The sequence below is a fragment of the Pseudomonas sp. FG13 genome (assembly GCF_057809755.1).
This window is the reverse complement of sequence record NZ_JBMDKO010000001.1, coordinates 394320-413117: the sequence shown is the minus strand read 5'-3', so window position 1 is coordinate 413117 and position 18798 is coordinate 394320. Positions and strand designations below refer to the sequence as shown.

At 55.1% G+C, this 18798-nt stretch carries 16 protein-coding genes; 5 read left to right on the top strand and 11 right to left on the bottom strand.

Annotated features, from left to right (window positions below; translation table 11 throughout):
• Positions 1 to 5: 5 nt before the first annotated feature.
• The 11 genes from ACODTO_RS01830 to ACODTO_RS01780 all read right to left on the bottom strand — a co-directional run bounded on the left by ACODTO_RS01830 (position 6) and on the right by ACODTO_RS01780 (position 12500).
• A complete protein-coding gene (locus ACODTO_RS01830) occupies positions 6 to 917 on the bottom strand; it encodes a pyridoxal-phosphate dependent enzyme (protein ID WP_489105872.1) in 912 nt (303 codons plus the stop codon).
• Between the two features lie 465 nt (positions 918 to 1382).
• The gene (locus ACODTO_RS01825) at positions 1383 to 1991 is read right to left on the bottom strand and encodes an ANTAR domain-containing response regulator (protein ID WP_139642066.1); all 609 of its coding nucleotides are present in this window, start codon (positions 1989 to 1991) and stop codon (positions 1383 to 1385) included.
• A 4-nt stretch (positions 1992 to 1995) separates the two neighbouring features.
• Positions 1996 to 3147: a transporter substrate-binding domain-containing protein gene (locus ACODTO_RS01820; RefSeq protein WP_139642065.1), complete on the bottom strand. Its 1152-nt coding sequence runs from the start codon at positions 3145 to 3147 to the stop codon at positions 1996 to 1998.
• A 9-nt stretch (positions 3148 to 3156) separates the two neighbouring features.
• On the bottom strand, positions 3157 to 4158 hold the full coding sequence (locus ACODTO_RS01815) for an asparaginase (protein WP_139642063.1): 1002 nt from the start codon (positions 4156 to 4158) through the stop codon (positions 3157 to 3159).
• A gap of 5 nt (positions 4159 to 4163) precedes the next feature.
• On the bottom strand, positions 4164 to 4871 hold the full coding sequence (locus ACODTO_RS01810; RefSeq protein WP_139642061.1) for a branched-chain amino acid ABC transporter ATP-binding protein: 708 nt from the start codon (positions 4869 to 4871) through the stop codon (positions 4164 to 4166).
• Positions 4868 to 6679 (bottom strand): ABC transporter permease subunit, encoded by a 1812-nt coding sequence (locus ACODTO_RS01805; protein ID WP_489105871.1) that lies wholly within the window; start codon positions 6677 to 6679, stop codon positions 4868 to 4870. The genes ACODTO_RS01810 and ACODTO_RS01805 overlap by 4 nt, the downstream gene beginning before the upstream one ends.
• Positions 6672 to 7505 carry a branched-chain amino acid ABC transporter permease gene (locus tag ACODTO_RS01800; protein WP_175361458.1) on the bottom strand — a complete coding sequence of 278 codons (834 nt, stop codon included), beginning with the start codon at positions 7503 to 7505 and terminating at the stop codon, positions 6672 to 6674. Before ACODTO_RS01800 ends, ACODTO_RS01805 begins: the two co-directional genes overlap by 8 nt.
• Positions 7506 to 7563: 58 nt before the next feature.
• Positions 7564 to 8727, bottom strand: a complete 1164-nt coding sequence (locus ACODTO_RS01795; protein ID WP_139642056.1) for a substrate-binding protein — start codon at positions 8725 to 8727, stop codon at positions 7564 to 7566.
• 35 nt (positions 8728 to 8762) lie between these two features.
• A complete protein-coding gene (locus ACODTO_RS01790; protein WP_489105870.1) occupies positions 8763 to 9659 on the bottom strand; it encodes a nitrilase family protein in 897 nt (298 codons plus the stop codon).
• Positions 9660 to 10038: 379 nt separating this feature from the next.
• Positions 10039 to 11274, bottom strand: a complete 1236-nt coding sequence (locus ACODTO_RS01785; RefSeq protein ID WP_139642053.1) for an aromatic ring-hydroxylating oxygenase subunit alpha — start codon at positions 11272 to 11274, stop codon at positions 10039 to 10041.
• Between the two features lie 257 nt (positions 11275 to 11531).
• The gene (locus ACODTO_RS01780) at positions 11532 to 12500 is read right to left on the bottom strand and encodes a LysR family transcriptional regulator (protein WP_139642051.1); all 969 of its coding nucleotides are present in this window, start codon (positions 12498 to 12500) and stop codon (positions 11532 to 11534) included.
• A 331-nt stretch (positions 12501 to 12831) separates the two neighbouring features.
• On the opposite strand from ACODTO_RS01780, the gene proV reads away from it, so the two are divergent.
• The 5 genes from proV (at position 12832) to ACODTO_RS01755 (ending at position 18798) form a co-directional block, all read left to right on the top strand.
• On the top strand, positions 12832 to 13992 hold the full coding sequence (gene proV, locus ACODTO_RS01775) for a glycine betaine/L-proline ABC transporter ATP-binding protein ProV (RefSeq protein WP_489105869.1): 1161 nt from the start codon (positions 12832 to 12834) through the stop codon (positions 13990 to 13992).
• Between the two features lie 96 nt (positions 13993 to 14088).
• Positions 14089 to 15042 (top strand): glycine betaine/L-proline ABC transporter permease ProW, encoded by a 954-nt coding sequence (proW, locus tag ACODTO_RS01770; protein WP_489105868.1) that lies wholly within the window; start codon positions 14089 to 14091, stop codon positions 15040 to 15042.
• A 55-nt stretch (positions 15043 to 15097) separates the two neighbouring features.
• On the top strand, positions 15098 to 16126 hold the full coding sequence (gene proX, locus ACODTO_RS01765) for a glycine betaine/L-proline ABC transporter substrate-binding protein ProX (protein WP_139642046.1): 1029 nt from the start codon (positions 15098 to 15100) through the stop codon (positions 16124 to 16126).
• Positions 16127 to 16438: 312 nt separating this feature from the next.
• The gene (locus ACODTO_RS01760; protein WP_175361455.1) at positions 16439 to 17758 is read left to right on the top strand and encodes an NAD(P)/FAD-dependent oxidoreductase; all 1320 of its coding nucleotides are present in this window, start codon (positions 16439 to 16441) and stop codon (positions 17756 to 17758) included.
• Positions 17759 to 17895: 137 nt separating this feature from the next.
• The gene (locus ACODTO_RS01755; RefSeq protein WP_175361454.1) at positions 17896 to 18798 is read left to right on the top strand and encodes a dihydrodipicolinate synthase family protein; all 903 of its coding nucleotides are present in this window, start codon (positions 17896 to 17898) and stop codon (positions 18796 to 18798) included.

The following is an 18798-nucleotide window of genomic DNA, read 5'->3' as shown; positions in this document are numbered from 1 at the left end:
TTTTGTTAGCCTCGGAAGCTGGACAGTGACTCGATGGTTGCAGTGGAGCCACCGCACACAATGACCAACACGTTGCTGAAATCACTCAGGGCCACTTTGTTTCCGTAGAGCAGCGCCAGGGCCGCCCCGCAGGCTGGCTCGACCAGCGTACGGTGGTCATTCAGGTAAACCAGGCACGCGCCAACAGCCTCTTGATCAGTAACCTGCACCGGTACCACTGGACGCTCTTTCGAAATGTCGAATGCGCGTTGACAAACCTGCCTGGCACCGAGCGAGGTTGCCACTCCGGACAACACCGTTACTTCCGTTAGCTGCCCCGCTTTGATAGACGCATTGAACGATGCCATTCCCTCCGTCTCGACGGCGTAGATCGGGATGCTACCAAGGCCATTACGGCACAAGCCCCTATCGACACCGGCCAGAAGGCCACCACCGCCGACAGAGAGCACGACGGCATCGGGGCGGACACCTTCGGCAACAACCTCATCAATCATTGAGGCGTGCCCTTCCCACAGGAGCGGATCGTCGAACGGGTGGATGAAGGCGTCATCAGATGTCAGCAACGAACGGGCAAGCTCATTCGCCTCGAACCAAGACTTGCCATGAACGATTACTTCAGCCCCCTCCAAGCCCAACAGGTTTCGCGCCCGCTCAGTAGTGGTTTCTGGAACAACGACGATGACAGGAACGCCAAGTCGACGCCCGGCATAGGCAACCGCCAGTCCGGCATTGCCGCCTGACGAAGAGATAAAGCGCTTGGCACCCCGGGCATGATGTTGCTCGCAGGCGTACCCCACTCCACGAATCTTGAACGAGCCAGAAGGTTGTGCTGCCTCCATTTTCATCCATACCTTGGTGCCAGCCAGTTGACTAAAAGGCAGGGATTCCAGAAGAGGGGTCTTGATGCTCAGGGACATATTTTCAGCTCCGTATCACGAGGTACTCATCAGGCCAGCGCCTGTATTTCAATCTCGACATCCAGGTCGAACGCTGGAATGCGACGTGCTCCCAAGACAAACCCCAAGACCCTTCGCACAGGCCGGATGCCTGCAAAAACAACAGAATTGGTTGTTTGCCGGGTCGCTACGCAGTGGAAAAAAAGCGGTGCCAATCATGAGTTTGATCCCGTCGGCGCGCATGAATGCCAATAAGTGGCAACCTGTTTGATCAAGCAGTCCTAGTTGGCTTCATTCATGGTTGTCAAACCTTGACGTCGTATTGAAAAGCCTCGGCGGTGATTACCTGACGTATTTCGCGCGCGTCGCGGACAGGAGACGCACCGAATTGCCTAATGTATTCGCGACTGAACTGAGATGCGCTTTCAAAGCGCAGGGCAAGGCTACGAACCGACAAATCGGCGACCACAAGCAGCACCCTACAGGCTAAAGCTTCAAACCAAGCTTTTCCATGGCTTCATGGGCCTCGATGATCATTCCGGATACCTCGGCGACTGTTACATGCAACTTGGTTGCCCGCGATCGCATGTGCTCGTATGCCTGCGTCTCAGTCAGGTTCTGGCGCTCGACCAGTACACGAATGGCTTTTTCGATCTGGCGCCGGGATTTTATAGTGAGCTCCAGCTTGTCTATCTTTCCCTGCAACCGTTCCTGATAGCTATACGAGGCTCTCGCAAGTACCAGCGTGCTGAGGATTCCAGAGGAGCGAAACGGTTTGGAGATCACACCGTGAGCACGGGTATCGAGTAACAGCTTCAATACGGTCGGGCTTTCATAGTCGGAAAGCGCAATGAGTGCCGCGGACACCGAGGCGCCCGACCAGATCTTGTTTCCTTCCAGTTCCTGGGTGATCTGGAAGAGAATCACATCGACGTCCGCAGGAGGCTCTGAAGGGAATGGCCATATGATCTTTACGCGGCATCCGATTCTTTTCAGCTGCTGCATGACAATCTCGCGGTCGTCACCAGGTGGATAAACGAGGGCTACGCAGATACTGCGCAAGTCTTCATAGAGACGGCGAAGACTGGAACTCATGGCGTCACCTCAACCAGAACTCAGAGAAGCCGAAGGTCGAAAGGTAAGGATCGGATTTGACCGGACCTGAACTTTCCCATACGACATCGAACTGCCCATCACCGCGACAGACGCCGATCCGGGGAGTCAAAGCGCAGTGATTGTTTTCGGCATCAATAGCAATGGGCCCTTCCGGAGAATCGAACGTTACCTTGTGTACGGCGTTGACCAATTTGCGCGTATCCAGACTGCCAGTTCTCTCCAAGGCACGTGCAAACAGGTGAACCTGGGAATACGCCATTTCCGACCAGGTACTGGTGGGGCGATCGCCAAATCGTTTGCGCCAAAGCTCAATGAATCGTTGATTGCTGTCGTTGCGCAGCGAACCGAAATAGGTGGCAGCGGTGATGTGGCCTTCACATAGCGGTGGTCCGATCAAACGGATCTCTTCTTCGGCCATGGAGAGACTGGCAATGGGGATTTTTTTGGGATCAAGCCCATGCTCGCCATAGAGCTGATAGAAGGATCGCGCCGACTGTCCAACCAGGGTCGAGAAGACGACATCCGGCTGAGCGTCGCGGATGTCACTCAAGACTTCCTTGAGCTGATCTACTTCTGCTTCGATGGGCAGGTAGACTTCATCCACGATTTCGCCACCGTACTGCTCAACGACGTCCCTCATGATGCGATTGGACTCACGGGGGTAGATGTAGTCTGCGCCCACCAGAAAGAACCGAGTGCCCTTGTTTTGCAACAGGTAGGCCGCGAGCTGGATGCTGCTCTGATTGGGAACGGCACCGGTATAAATGATGTTCGGTGAATATTCGAACCCTTCATAGAACGAGCAATACCAGAGCAACGCGTTATGGCGTTCGACAAGGGGTAGCACGGCCTTGCGACTGGAAGATCGCGAGCAACCAAAAATGACGTTGATCTCGTCTTCAATAAGCAGCTTGCTGGTCAAACGCCGATATTCTTCCGTAGACCCCTTGGGGTCATAGGCGGTTGGGATGAGCGGCATGCCCAGCACACCGCCCAGCGCGTTTATTTCCTCAATGGCAAGCGCAGTACCAAAAAAATGCTCGGACTCGGTGACGCCGGTGGCACCCGAGCGCGAGTACAAGATACCAACTGGCCATCCCTGGTCTTTAGCGACTGCTGTCCTGGTGCTTGGCATGACGCTCACCTATCGGTCAAAAATGTCTTGTAGTTCGGTTGCCGATCTAGGGACCTGGATAGCCAGCATCAACAATATCCTGGCTTTCTGTGGACTTAGATCATTGGCGAAAATGACGCCGGCAGCTTTCAACGTCATACCGCCTCCCGTGAAGCCATACAAGGGGCTTACCCGTCCACGCGGTACCCGGGTGGCAACGACCACGGTGATACCCGACTCGATTGCATCCGAAATGGCTGCGTACATATCGCCATTCACATTGCCCGCCCCTAGCGCCTGGATGACAACGCCTTTGGCGCCCGCCTGTACAGCTGCCTTTAACGATGTCCCGTCCGCTCCGGCATACATTGGCACGATGTCAACGCGAGCCAGACTGTCATGCTCCAATGGCAGGTGTCGTCGACGGCAAGATGAACGAAAGAAGGTGACGGTATCGCCGTCCACTCTTCCGAGCAAGCCGGCGTCTCCCGAGTTGAATGACTCCACGTCCGAGGTATGTGTTTTGCTGACTTCCCGAGCGGCATTGATCTGGTCGTTCAGCACGACCATCACTCCCTTGCCAAACGAATCAGGGTCAACGCATACCCTTGCGCCGCTCCTCAAGTTACGCGGCCCATCGAAATCCGGTTCGGATGCGTTCCGTTGGGCACCGATGAGGACGACGGGTTTGCGGGACGTCAGCGTCAGGTCGAGAAACCATGCGGTCTCTTCAAGCGTATCGGTACCATGGGAAATCAGCACTCCGCTAATGTCCTCGCGAGCTAATGCAGCTTCAATCTGATGATGAAGCTGCATCCAGCGCAGCGGCCCCATTTCGACTGACGGAACATTGGACAGGTTGTTGACTTGCAGCCGCGCAATCTTCGCAATCTCAGGTACAGCCTCGATCAAGTCGCTGCCCGACAACGCAGGTACCGGGGCCAGCGTAGAAGAATCCACTTGCATGGCAATTGTTCCGCCTGTTGCGATGAACAGGCACACAGGCAGGTCGTCAGAACTGGACAGGGCCATGGGATTCATACCTTCAGATGATTGAAAATGGCCTCGGTAGCACCCGGTGCGTTGGCGTCGCCCTCCTCTTCGATTTCACCTTGTTTGAGAACCAGGTATCGATCCGCCACCTTCAGGGCGAACGGCACATTTTGCTCGATCAGCAGCATTGTCGTACCGTGGAGTTGCCGTTCGTGCATCAGTGCTCCAGCTATTCGGTCAATCACCGAGGGTTGTAAGCCTTCGGTGATTTCGTCGAGCAAAATGATGGAGGGGCGCATCATCAACGCACGTGCCACCAACAGCATCTTCTGCTCGCCTCCCGATAAGGTCCCGGCATATTGCTTCAGACGATCCTTGAACACTGGGAACACCGATTCGATTGCCGCAAAACGCTCATCGAACAGCGAGTCTTTTTCAAGCCCCATGCGGAGGTTGTCCCGGATACTCAATTCGGTGAAAAGCGCTTTCTCCTGAGCGGCATAGGCGATGCCCACATGCGCTACTCGATGAGGCGGCAGTCGCGTAATGTCGCTGTCGTTTACTTGCACGGAACCCTGTTTCTTGGGTAGATACCCCATAATCGTCTTGAGCAACGTCGTCTTACCCATGCCGTTCTTGCCCAGCAAAGCTATCGCTTCGCCGGCCGAAACCTTGAACGACATGTCCCGTATGACGACTGAGCCCCTGTAACCGCTTGTGACTGCATTCAATGCCAAGGTAGCACCGTTCATACAACCTCCCCGGGAGCGAGCGCGGATCCGGCATAAATCGTCTTGACCAGGTCCGAATTGACGACCTCCTCGAAAGTCCCCTGCATGACTATCTTTCCTTGGTGCAATACCACGATTCGCGTAGCGATCTGCTGCACAAAATCCAGATCGTGCTCAACCAGCAGGCAGCAAAGCTTGTAGCGATGTGCGAGTAGGGAGATCACTACGCCGATTTGCGTACGCTCGGTTTTTGTCAGCCCTGCAGTAGGCTCGTCGAGAAGCACGACGCGAGGTTCCAGGACGAGAACCATGGCCAGTTCCAACGCTTGCTGTTCACCATGGGACAAGTCGCGAGCGACCACATCCAGCATGGTTTCCAGCCCGGTGACTCGCAGCACGTCCAGGGCATAAGATGGCAAGGCCAGTGTGTCCGCCCGACTGAACAACAGAGGTCGTTCGTGAAGGGTACTCGCCATGCGCAGGCACTCGGCTACAGTCAGCGATTCGAAGATATTGGCGTTCTGAAATTTGCGCCCGAGGCCAAAACGAACGCAGGCCTCAGCCGGCAGTCGACGGATATCGTTGCCGCAGAGATGCACCGCGCCTGAAGTACGATCAGCCCCGTCGCTCATGCAACGCATCAACGTAGTCTTACCCGCGCCATTGGGGCCGATCAGTCCAACCAGATCACCTGCCGCAGCCGTGAGGTTGATGCCCTGTAGAACCTTGAGCGAGCCATAGCTCTTCGTTACGTCCTCCATGACAAGTGCAGCACGCCCACCCGCCTCAGGAACAGCTCTGACTGCACGCTCAACCAGCGTGGGCGCTCGTCGCCCATGGGCACCGAACCCGAAGGGTTTGAGCAGCGCAGGCACGATGCCCTGCGGGAGCAGGACGATAACCAGCACAAAAGAGAGACCGAGGATGAGTTGCCACAAGAACGGCATCCGACTGCCCAGGTACGCGGTGGCAACGTTGATCAGAATCGCCCCGGCCATGGGGCCCCACAAGGTCCCACGTCCACCCAAGGCAACCCAGATGATCAATTCGGTTCCCAGGACGAAACCGGATAACTCGGGAGCGACCACGCCACTGAACGCGCCATAGCCAAAGCCTGCGATCCCTGTAATAGCAGCGGTCACGATCAGCAATATGATTTTGATGGAAGGAACGTTGATCCCCAAATAAGCACATCGGGACTCGTTGTCACGAATTGACGCCAGCACACGACCTGCGTCACTGCGTACAAATAGCCAGGCGAAAAGTCCTATCAGTGCAAGGCCAGCACCAGCGATCCAGTACCAGGTTTCCAGAGACAGGTCGAACGTTTCATAGCCGGTCAGGCCGGAGCTGGAACCTGTCCACTCCCCACCGGAAAGAAGCAGTTGGGTCATTACGATGGGCAGCACTAACGAGATCACCGTCGCGAAAAAAGGTGACGCTCCCCGGTAGAAAGAGAGCCACCCAACCAGGCCTGCAACCACCACGGGGACAACGACGGCCAACCCGATTGCGGTGGCAATCGTACCGGGCGACAGACCAAAGTGAGTGAACACCAATCCGGCGGCATACGCACCGATGCCAAAGAACGCCGACTGCCCGAAAGTCAGGTAGCCCATATAGCCCCAAAGCACATCCACCGTGAGGACCACGACTGCAAACAGAAATGCCTTGATCAACAGATTTAGGACATAGCTGTCGAAAATCCATGGTCCTGCGACCAGCAAGGTAATGCTCACCAAAGCCAGCACTACGGAGCGACTCCATGCCCCCTCTCGACTGGATCCCGTGGGTTCGGTATTTACCGCGTGCAAGGTAGTGTCAGGCATGTGCGAACCCCTTTGGACGAATACGCAAGGTCAACGCCGCCAAGACGGCAATCGTGAGTCCGCCCAGCACTGGGCTCGCATAGGTACTGACGAGAACCTGGCATGCGCCAAACACCGCGCACGTCACTATCAGGCTGAGCATCGAATGCCCGGAAACCATCACCAGCATGAAGGCTGAAACCAGCCAGGTGATGCCCATGCCCGGGTCAATGCTCGAAAGCGGACTGATCAAAGCCCCTGCCAATGTGCCCAGGCCAGCGCCCAGGCTGAAGGTGATGAAGCGTATGCGTCCGGCGTGGATGCCCAGGCCGCTGGCCAACTCCTCGTTCATGATGACCGCCCGGGTTTTGACGCCGAAGCGTGTACCGTTAAGGAGCGCCGTCAGTAATGCGCACAAGCCGAGAGCCAAGGGAATGAGCAACAACCGATAAGAGGAGTAATTCGCCCCACCCAACGACCAGGTTCCTGTCAGCGGCACGTCTGCGAACTTCACATCCCGACCAAAGCCGATGATGATCAACTGACCTATCACGATACCCAGGCCCCAGGTTGCCAGGATGGCATCCAGGGGACGTTTATAAAGCGGACGAACAATCAGGTATTCGATGATCGCGCCTACCGTCACGCCAGTGGCGAGAGCCAACGGCCAAGCAAGCCAAGGACTCCATCCCAGTTGGGTCACGACAAAAGCCGCGTACCCACCCATTGTCAGCAAGGCACCATGGGCGAAGTTGACGATTTTCATGATGCCGAAAATCATCATCAAACCCGCAGTCACAATGAACAACATGGCTATTGTTGTAGTTATATCGAGAATTAACACCATGACATCTCCCTCCGGGGAGCCTGTAACGTGAAGCGATACTGAGTGATCGAGCAGTGGGCTATTTCAAGTTCGGGCATTGGTTACCCGGGCTGACCCCCTCCTGGGTTTCAAGGATGCGGATCGAGCCATCGCCCTGGATCTGCCCAAGACGCATCGCCAGCGGCGTATGACGACTGGCATTCATTTGCACCACCCCCCGAGGCCCTACAATGGATACATCTTTCAGCGCGTCTATGACTTCTGCGGAGTCGGTGGAGTTGGCTTTTTCCACCGCGGCCTTATAGAGAAAGAAGGCTTCATATTGCGGCTCGGATAGCTCGTTTGGCGTAGACAGATTCCCGGCGAATTTCTGGCTGAGATCGGCCAGGAATTTCTTATTCTCCGGGGTATCGATACTGGTCAGGTATGAGGCGGACATATACATGCCCGTAGCGACATCCCCCATGGTCTTACCCGTGCCTTCGTCGATGGCCAGGTTGCCGTAGGGCAGCGCCAAGGCAGCCGCTTTCAACTGCTTTGCCAGTGACACGTTAGGTGCGCCCCCCGCCGTAGCACTGATAAGCGCATCAGGTTGCGTGGAACGAATTTTTGAGATGACAGCGGTCCAGTCACTGCCGTCCATCGGAAGGTATTCTTCGCCGATCACCTTCCCACCGTGCTGCTCAATGTACGCTTTTGTAAACTTGAGCATGCCCCGGCCAAAGGCGTAATCGTTGCCGACAAGAAAGTAGTTCTTTGCTCCGAGCTTTTGGGTGAAGTAATCCACTACCGGAGCGACTTGCTGTTCTGGCACCCAGCCGTTGGCATACATCCATTTATTGCAAGAGCGCCCTTCATAGAACGAGGTATAGATATAGGGAACGCGACCTCGGGAAATAACAGGCAAAGCGGCGTTGCGCGCCGCGCTGCTTTCCATCGCGATAATGGCATCGACTTTCTTTTCCAGCACCAGCGTATCGAATGCTTTCTGGGCACCGATTGCACCGGAAGCATCATCAACAATCTCCAACTGCACTGGACGACCGAGTATTCCCCCGGCGGCATTGATCTGCTCCACGGCGAGTTGAGAAGACTGAACAACAGCGGGTGCCACGACGCTGTTGGCGCCAGAGAGCCCCACCGCCACACCGATCCTGATCGGTTCAGCGGCGTGACCCTGGGTGGCGACGAATGCCATCGCGGCAAGAACAGCGATACGGATGAGGGGGTGAGTGGTGGTCATGTGGGTGTCCTCGATAGTTTTATTGTAGAGGTGGGTTAGTAGTGAGGCAGCGGCCAGCCCGTGCCGAGCATGGGGTCGTAGATGTCGGAGCGTCGGTCACGCAGGACCGTGTTGAACGTCGTGAGATGCCGGGATTGGCGAGACGCCTTCAGGTTGATGTCGGCGTAGAGGATTTGCTGGCGGTCAGCGCTGGCCGGGGCAACCAACGGCCAACCGTCGGCACCGACAATGAGGCTGTTGCCAACGAAGTGCTGACCGCGCTCTGTCCCGACACGGTTAGCGCAAATGATGTTCAGACTGTTGGCATGAGCATTGGCCATGGCCAGGGTGTTGGCCATGATCGTGGGATGATTGCCCTGGCCTGGCATGGGCACCCAATTGGTAGGCATACAGACGATATCAGCGCCTTGCATGGCCAACAGTCGATACACTTCCGGGAACCAGCCGTCATAGCAGATGATCATCGCCAAACGGCCAAGTGGCGTATGGAAAACCGGTAGACCCAGATCGCCGGCCTCGAAGTACAGATGCTCGTCACCCCACAGATGGAGCTTGCGATAAGTACCGACGTAACCTTCCGGGCCCACCATGACAGCGGAGTTGTACAGCTTGTGGCCCACTTGCTCGGCAACACCGCCAACGACGTAAACATTGTGCTGGCGGGCTGCGTCCTGCCACGCCTGAACGGTGAGGCCTGCCGGTACGGATTCGGCTAGTTCAAATGCTTCTTCGCGACAAGAAAAGACATATCCGCTGTTGACCAACTCGGGCAGAACAATGATCTGCGCACCGGCGCCGGCCGATTCAGCTATCAGGCGTAGCGACACTTCCAGATTTTCAGCCTTGCAGCCCACTCGTGGCTCCATCTGCACGGCTGCCACGGTAATGCTCGGAAATACTTGGGTTTCATCAGAGGATCGCAAAGCAGGCATTTTATTTTTTCCAAAAAAAAGCCCCCGAATGCGCTACTCACGCAAATCGGGGGCTTCTATAGCCGATATGTACCCAGCACTACTGCCGGGGGTCTGCGATTTCGAGTACGAAATGGCGACCTATGGCGCTCAACCTACAGAGACATGTCGAATGATGTCAACGTTTTTTTGAGTGAATAACGTGAGGAAGCGACGCTCATCGTCGGCAGGTCCGTTCGAATCAGCGAGGCTTTGGCGACGAGATCCCCCTGCTGTCCTTGACCGGGATGAAGTTGGGAAATCTCGCTCAAATGGCAAAACAGCCGCACCAGTAAGCCTTTCCTGGCTGTATACATGCAGTTGTGGCCAACGCAGAACCGCTGGCCGTTGTCTCACGAAATCAATCCACCGGTTTGAGTGGTATCTGAGCCGGCAGACGCGTCAGCATGGTTTCACAGTACCAATCATCGAACTGGCATACGCCGTTTTCTGCGATGTCCGAAAAAGGACCGGGTTCGTAAGTCGGAGAGGTAACACCGGCCTGCGTACCTTCAACCAAACGACGGTCTTGATCGTTGGTGGCGAGCCAGACTTTTGTCAGCCGGTCGATATCGTAGTCAACACCTTCAACGGCAGTACTGGGTACAAGCCATTTGGTCGTCACGAGCGTTTCGCCAGGGCCGATTGGAAGTACGCGAAAACTCAATGCGTGATCGCCGAGAAAATGGTTCCAGGTAGACGGGTAGTTAAAGTAGAGCAACGCACCGATGTCCGGCTCCCCGCTTTTATCCAGGCGTCCCGCCACAGCAGGCTTGCCATCCATTGTGTAACTTACGGCGCCCGCGGAAAGAGGAATGCGCGTCATACGGAAACGCCCATTCGGATCCATGACGAGTTTGCTCGGCATACCCGCGCTTTCGCAGCGTTGCCAGTGCGCAGTCAGTTCAGGATCATCTTCGCCCCCGACTCCTGCCACCGACAGATTCTCGACAAAGGAATTCATCAATTCAGGATGCGTACCGTCACAATGGAAGCACTCGCGATTGTTTTCAAAGACGAGCTTCCAGTTACCCTTTTCCACGAGATTGGACTCGAAAGCAACTTTGCAGTTATCCAGGAAATGGGGGGCAATGAAAGGACTTACAGAGTTCCTGAAACTATCGAACTCCGGCGCCTTATCAGCGACGCATACATAAATGTAAGTGTGGACAATTTCACAATGTACCGGCTTCAGATCATATTGAGTCCTGTCGAAATCGGCCCCCATGTTACCGGCAAATAAAAGACTGCCATCCAGCTCGAAAGTCCACTTGTGATAAGGACACACCAGCTTCGCGACTTTGCCTTGGGCGTGCTCGCAAACTTTAGAACCACGATGACGACAGGCGTTGTGAAAAGCACGGACCTGGCCGCTCTTATCCCTGATGATTAAGATCGGATAGTCGCCGATCTGCAACGTCAAGTACTGTCCGGGTTTTTCAATTTCAAAGGTATGACCGGCAAAAATCCAGTCTTTGTGCCAGATCTGCTCAAGATCCTGACGAAACACCTCAGGTTCGATATACAGTTCACGAGGTAGCGCGTGACGTGCTTTGCGCTTTTGAATCAGGTCAATCACGGATGTTGGCTTATTCATTATTATCCTCTACACATCAACCTGACGGTTAACGGCAAATATGTCCGGAAAACAGCGTCATGACCAACGAAGCCTGCGCGCAGAATCGTCAACTTAGACGCCGATACGCATGTCCCAGCCATGTTTAACAAGAGGGTACGACGGCTCACTCAGTCGGCAAAACTACATTTTCGTCGCTCAACTGATAACTTGCCGTTATGAGCCATCAAATCCGGACAATTCCATGCTTACAGCTGCTCTGTAATCAGAGGGAAAACCTACACGCTCCATCTGGAAAACTTCGAAAGGATCCAGTCCCGTACTCGCCGACAGGCATCTTCATATTCAGACCTTTCATTGCAAGCCACGTAATGAAGACTGTTTCGAAGCGTCACTTGGTGCTCGACGGGACGAACAAGCTGGCCCCTTTCGACCATTGCCCCGACAAGCTGATTCCAGCCCAATGCGACACCTTGGTGGGTCAAGACCATATTCATGATCAGGTTGTAGTCATTGGCATGAAAAATAGGCGGACAGTCGGCAGGACGCTCATCGATATCAACGTTCAGAAAGGCCAGCCACACCCCCCAGTCCACATGCTCAGCCACGCCCGAGCGTCCATATGGACTTAGATTAAGCAGCGAAGAATCGCGTACCCCTTCAAGTGAGGTCAGTTCGGGATGCGCTTCCAAAAATGCTGGAGAGCAAACAGGATAAATAATATCGTGGCACAGCTGGTAGCTTTTATACCCGTCCCCCACCTTGCGAATTTTTGAAATGATGATGTCCGGCTCTACGCCAGGTTCCATATTCACGAAATTCTGAGTGGTGATCAGATTGAACTCAATATCCGGGTTGGTCGCACGAAACTCCGGAAGATGCTCGGTTAGCCATAACGCAGAAAAAGCAGGTGAGCAACAAACGGTCAGAATATGCTTCTGCGTCGGAGCGGTTCTAATTCTTTCAGCTGCCTGCGCGATATTAACGAACGACAGTTGCGCCGCCTCAAAAAAAATCTTTCCTTCGGCGGTTAGTTCTACTGTGCGTCCGGAACGCATGAACAGTTGAGCGCCCAAGGAGTCCTCAAGCTCTCGAATCTGCCGGCTGATTGCGGCTTGTGATACGCACAAGGCCTCTGCTGCCCGAGTAAAGCTTTCATATTTAGCGGCGGCGACAAACGCTCTGACAGCCCGAAGGGAAGGCATCCTAAGCAGTAATGTATCGGGGTCAACGTGTCTGCTGAGCATGGTAAGCCCTCATCCTCCTATCATCCGCGAAAGCGGCGGAGCGTAACTCAATAGCCTAGCCCAGGCCATAAGAAGCGTCGTGATTGCGCCAAGGCAGTCGCTTCAGCCAGCAACGATAACGTTAGGTTATCCAAAAAGCCCTGTAAATGTTGTTGGATTTAAGACCCGGATCCCCATAGATTTAAAAAAAGCCCGACCACAAGGGCAAACAATAAAAACCAGGTACAGGTCATGCGCATATCCATCTTCTATTACTGCCCGCCTAAATTACCAACGCTCGATCTCAATTTGGTTTCGTGCGCTGTAGCGTTACACGCAAAGGAGGGACGCAATGACTAATCCAGACGAAATAATTTCCGTTAAGAATGTTTTTAAAATATTTGGCGCACAACCTGATGCGGCGATGAAAATGCTTAGCGTCGGAGCAAGCAAAAAGGATGTTTTCGAGAAAACGGGCCAAGTAATTGGTGTTTTCGACGCCAGCTTTGCCGTCAAGCGCGGTGAAATCTTTGTAATCATGGGACTTTCAGGCTCTGGCAAGTCCACGATGGTGCGATTGTTCAACCGCCTTATCGAGCCGACGTCCGGCAGTATTTATCTGAACGGTCGAGAAATTACCGGGCTGGATGACAAAGCGCTTCTCGATGTTCGCCGCAAAGAGATGGGCATGGTGTTTCAATCCTTTGCCTTGATGCCCCATATGAGCGTTCTCGAAAACACCGCCTTTGGGCTGGAAATTTCCGGCATCAGTGAAAAGGAACGTCATGAGCGCGCCAGGGAAGCCCTCGCCCAGGTCGGGCTTGCAGGGCAGGAGCACAGTTATCCGCACCAACTTTCCGGCGGCATGCAACAACGCGTAGGCCTGGCCCGTGCGCTTGCCAACGACCCGACTATCCTGCTGATGGACGAAGCCTTTTCCGCTCTGGACCCGCTTATCCGCAGCGAGATGCAGGGTGAGCTCATTCGCCTGCAAGCCGAGCAAAAGCGGACCATTATCTTCATCTCCCACGACATCGAGGAAGCCGTTCGCATCGGCCATCGCATCGCAATCATGGAAGGGGGACAGGTGGTGCAAATCGGCACGCCTCAAGAGTTGATCAGTCAACCAGCCAATGACTATGTGCGTACATTCTTCAAAGGATTCGACAGCTCCCGCATTCTCAAGGCAGGCGATGTGGCCAGGCTTGATCCGGAATCGGTTCGCAAGGCAAATGGCCAAGCACCACGATTCAAAGCTGGCCTACCGTTTGGTTATTTGATCGACGAACTTGGACAACTACTCGGGGTCGTCGATATCGATACGAGCGGCGCGGGTGGCAGCACGCATTACACCCTCCATAAACACCAGCCCGTATTTACCGATACTCCCCTGCACGAGGTGCTGGAGATTGCAGCCCACCTGCCCTATCCGGTCCCTGTACTGGACCGTTCGGGCGCGCTCACCGGGACGCTGTCAAAGAGCGAGTTACTGCAAACGCTCAGCCGCCATTAATACAGCCGCGCCCCGCCAAGCTGGCGCGTCCCTGATGACCTGAAGTATCCGCGGCCCTTATAGCGCCGCTACGGTGATATGAAGAGGTAAGCCCTGATGTCCGAGTTCAGTTTTCTCGATCCGTTTCAAGTCGCCACTATCCCACTGGGTGATTGGGTTGAAAGCATCCTCAATTTTCTGGTGCACAACTTTCGCGATGTGTTCCGCGCCATCCGTTGGCCGATTGACCAGGTACTAAACGGCATCGAATACATTCTGCAAAGCATTCCACCCAGCATCGGGATCCTCCTGTCTTCTTTGCTGGGATGGCAACTGGCCGGGAAACGCATGGCCTCACTGTGCTTTGTGACCCTCACGCTGCTAGGCCTTATCGGCGTCTGGTCCGAGTCGATGACCACCTTGGCACTCGTACTGACATCGGTATTCTTTTGTGCATTGCTAGGTGTACCGCTGGGGATTCTCTGCGCCCGCAGTGACAATCTGGAAAAGGTCCTGCGCCCCGTACTCGACGCCATGCAGACGCTGCCGGCGTTCGTTTATCTCGTGCCCGTCGTCATGCTGTTCGGCATCGGCAACGTGCCGGGCATCCTGGTGACCATCGTCTTCGCCCTGCCCCCTCTGGTGCGCCTGACGAACCTGGGCATCCGCCAGGTACCTGAGGACAAAATAGAAGCTGCTCGCGCTTTTGGCTGCACTCCACGGCAGATGCTGACCCGCGTTCAGTTGCCACTGGCGACGTCGACCATTATGGCCGGACTCAATCAGACCTTGATGCTGTCCCTGTCGATGGTGGTCATCGCTTCAATGATCTCGGTGGGTGGTCTCGGCCAGATGGTCCTGAGGGGCATCGGCCGCCTGGACATGGGCTTGGCCACGGTCGGCGGGACAGGCCTGGTGCTGCTTGCCATCTTCCTTGACCGCCTGACCCAGGCCATGGGCGCCCGCACCGGAGCCGACCCAAGCCTGAGCTGGTATCACACCGGTCCCGCAGGCCTTCTGCTACGCCTGTGCGGCGCGAGACAGCCTGCGGGGCGGAGCAAGACCGCCTGACCCTTCCATTCGATCTGCCGCAATGAAGATAAAACCCCAAAAAAGGTACGCGACGATGTCTGAATTCAAGCTTTCCCGCAGCATGCTCAATTGCGCTACAGCCCTCGCCATTGCGGCCATGTCGCTTTGTGCCAACGCTTCGGTGAACCAACCGGGAGACGGTGTGAAGATCACCCCTATCTTCCCTTCTATTGCTGAAGAGCGGTTTCGCGGTGAAGTGGCCGTCGAGGGTCTTCGAGAGCTGGGTTACAAGGTACAAGAGCCCAAGGAGACAGAGTACAGCGTCATGATGATGGCCTTGGGTAACGGTGATGCAGACTTTACGGTGCACTTGTGGGACAAGCTGCACGACAAGTTCTATCAGCAGGCCGGGGGCGACAAGGTCATGGTCAAGGCGGGCGACATCATGCCCGGCGTACTCCAGGGTTATTTGATCGACAAGAAAACCGCGGACGCGTATGGCATCAAATACATCACTGACCTGAAAAAGCCTGAAATCGCCAAATTGTTCGACACCAACGGCGACGGGAAAGCAGACATGACAGGATGCAACCCTGGATGGGGCTGCGAGCTGGTCATCGCCCATCACATGAAGGCCTATGACCTGGAGAAATCGATTAACGTAAACCAGGGTTCCTATTTTGCACTGATGGCCGACACCATCACTCGCTATAAAGAAGGGCAGCCGATTCTCTACTTCACCTGGGTCCCCCAGTGGATCGCCACTGTTTTGGTAGAAGACAAGGATGTGGTCTGGCTGGAAGTACCGAAAACCGACCTGCCGGATGGCAAGAATGATGTCGACACGATGTACAAGGGCAAGAACCTTGGCTTTGCAGTAGACAAAGTCGAAGCCGTGTTGAACAAAGACTTCGCCCAGAAAAATCCGGCGGCCTTGAAGTTCCTCTCAGTGATGCAAATCACCACCGCTGACGAAAGTGCCCAGAACTTGAAGATGCAAGAGGGCGAGAAAAAGCCTGCCGATATCCGTCGTCACGCCAAAGAGTGGGTAGCCGCACACCGGCAGCAGTTTGACGAATGGTTGCAAACCGCTCGCGCTGCGGCGACACAAGCTAACAATTGATATGAATACAGCGGTGGGGCAAGTCGATGACGGGCTCCACCCTGTAGATTTTAGCCAAGTTTGGGATGTAGGCCGGTATAGATTCGATAACCCAGGCAACTGCAAAAACACTTCAATACCGTCAGACCACATAGTCGTTTGAAACTTTAAAAGCTTGATAGCGACGTCTATTGAATACTCGCTCGCATGAATTGCCAACTTTCGCTGGCGCATACGGTGGTTCAACGGTTGATAGGACGATGACCGCACTCCTTGGCGCTCGGTCGTTTTGCATGACTGGCGTCGGATCGGTTGAATGAACAGGATCTTGAAATGTTGAAAGTATCTTCGTTACCTGCCGATGACCAATCCTGCGGGTGGTACCACTTGAGCAAGGGGCGCCAGATCAAGCCAGCCCACCAAGGCCATAGCCACGCACGCTGGGTCATTGTCGGTGCCGGCTTCACAGGGCTTGCCGCCGCCCGTCAGCTGGCGGCTCATTTTCCCGATGACACCATCCTGTTGATCGAAGCTCAGGAAGTGGGTTTTGGCACCTCCGGTCGCAATGCCGGGTTCGCTATCGATTTGCCGCATGACATCGCCGCGGAGGATTACATAGGCGATATCGCCACGGCAAAAACAACACTTAAACTTAATTTGAGTGGCCTGAATTATCTAAAAGAGTTAGTTGAACAACACAGCATCGATTGCCAAATGAAGCATTGTGGCAAATATCAGGCCGCCGTTGAACCAAGAGGCATCGCCGTTCTGGATGCCTATCGCCGCGGACTCGATAAACTCGATCAGCCCTACCAGATGATTGAGGCTGGTGAATTACCCGAACATATTGGCACGCATTTCTACCGTAAAGCATTGTTTACCCCAGGGACTTCTTTGCTTCAGCCTTCGGCGCTTGTCAAAGGCTTGGCCGACAGTCTTCCCAGTAATGTGACGCTGTACGAAAACACTGCAATCACTCATGTGGAATATGGCACAAAGACGGTACTCAAGCATGCCGCAGGTTCAATCACCGCGGACAAACTGATCCTGACCAATAATGCCTTTGGTATGAGTTTCGGCTTTCTCAAAGGACGAATGCTGCCGGTGTTCACTTATGCCAGCCTGACCCGCCCCATGACCGAACAAGAGCAAGCTCGCCTCGGCGGCCGACCTTATTGGGGTGTCATCCCTGCGGATCCATTCGGTACTACGGTACGTCGCACACCGGACCACCGTCTTCTGATCCGTAACAGTTTCAGCTTCAATCCGGACGGCCGCAGCGATTCAAAATACTTGAAACGCTTTGTCGCCAGGCATCAGGCATCTTTCGAGCAACGCTTTCCTATGTTGCCTGAGATGAAGTTCGAATATACCTGGGGAGGCGCATTGGCGCTTTCACGTAACCACATGGGGCATTTCGGCGAACTATCGCCCAATGTCTATGGAGCACTCTGCTGCAACGGGTTGGGGGTTACCCGTGGGACAGCCACCGGCAAGCTCTTAGCGGACTGGCTGGCCGGGGAGCACTCTGAACTCATCGATTTCGTCTTGAAATCGCCGGGGCCATGCCCTAATCCCCCTGCTCCACTGGTTTCAGCAGGCGTCAATATAAGTTTGCGCTGGGGGCAATACCGAGCCGGTAAAGAAAGCTGACCCGCCCCATATTTTAAGAAGTTCCAGTCCGCTTGTTCGTTCTTCTGCAGGCGGCTTCCCATGGTTGAAAAACTGGCGGCGCTGACCTATCGAGCGGCGCCGCTTGAAAGACAGTGATACTAATTGGAGCGAGATTGATGAAATTTGAAGGCATTTACACACCGGCCATTACGCCCCTGACCTCTGACGGCAGTATCGATAAGACAGCCTTTGCCGAAGTCCTGGAGTATCTGGTCGACTCCAAAGTGCACGGTGTCATTATTGGCGGCTCAACCGGCGAATATTACGCCCACACTCCTCAGGAGCGTTTCGACTTGGCCGCCCAGGCCAAAGACGTGTTGCGCGGTCGTCTACCGCTGATCGTGGGTACCGGGGCCATTCGCACTGAGGACTCGGTCGCCTACGCCGAAGCGGCGAAGGCCATCAAGGCCGATGCATTGTTGGTTGGCTCGCCCCCCTATGCGCTGCCAACGCAAAAAGAGATCGCATTGCATGTCAAGGCTGTGGACCGCGCGGCCTCGCTCCCCATCATGCTTTACAACTATCCAGGCCGCATGAGCGTAAGCATGGGCGAGGAATTCTTTGATGAGGTCAGCGATGTGACAAACATCGTCGCCATCAAGGAAAGCTCCGGCGACATGGCCCAGTTGCACCGTTTGGCCTGCAAATACCCGCGCATCGCCCTGTCTTGCGGATGGGACGATCAGGCCCTGGAGTTTTTCGCATGGGGCGCCCGCAGCTGGGTGTGTGCCGGTTCCAACTTCATCCCTCGCGAGCACGTCGCCCTGTACGAGGCCTGCGTCGTCGAAAAAAACTTCGACAAAGGCCGTCGCATCATGGCGGCGATGATGCCACTGATGGACGCTCTGGAAGGCGGGAAGTTTGTCCAGTCCATCAAGTACGGGTGTGAACTGAATGGCTTGAGCACCGGTGGCCTGCGCGCCCCCCTGCAGGGCCTGGATGTGGATGAAAAGCAGACGCTGCAAGGCGTCGTCACCGAGCTCAAGCGCAACATCGCGCAGATCACTGGAGGTGCCTGA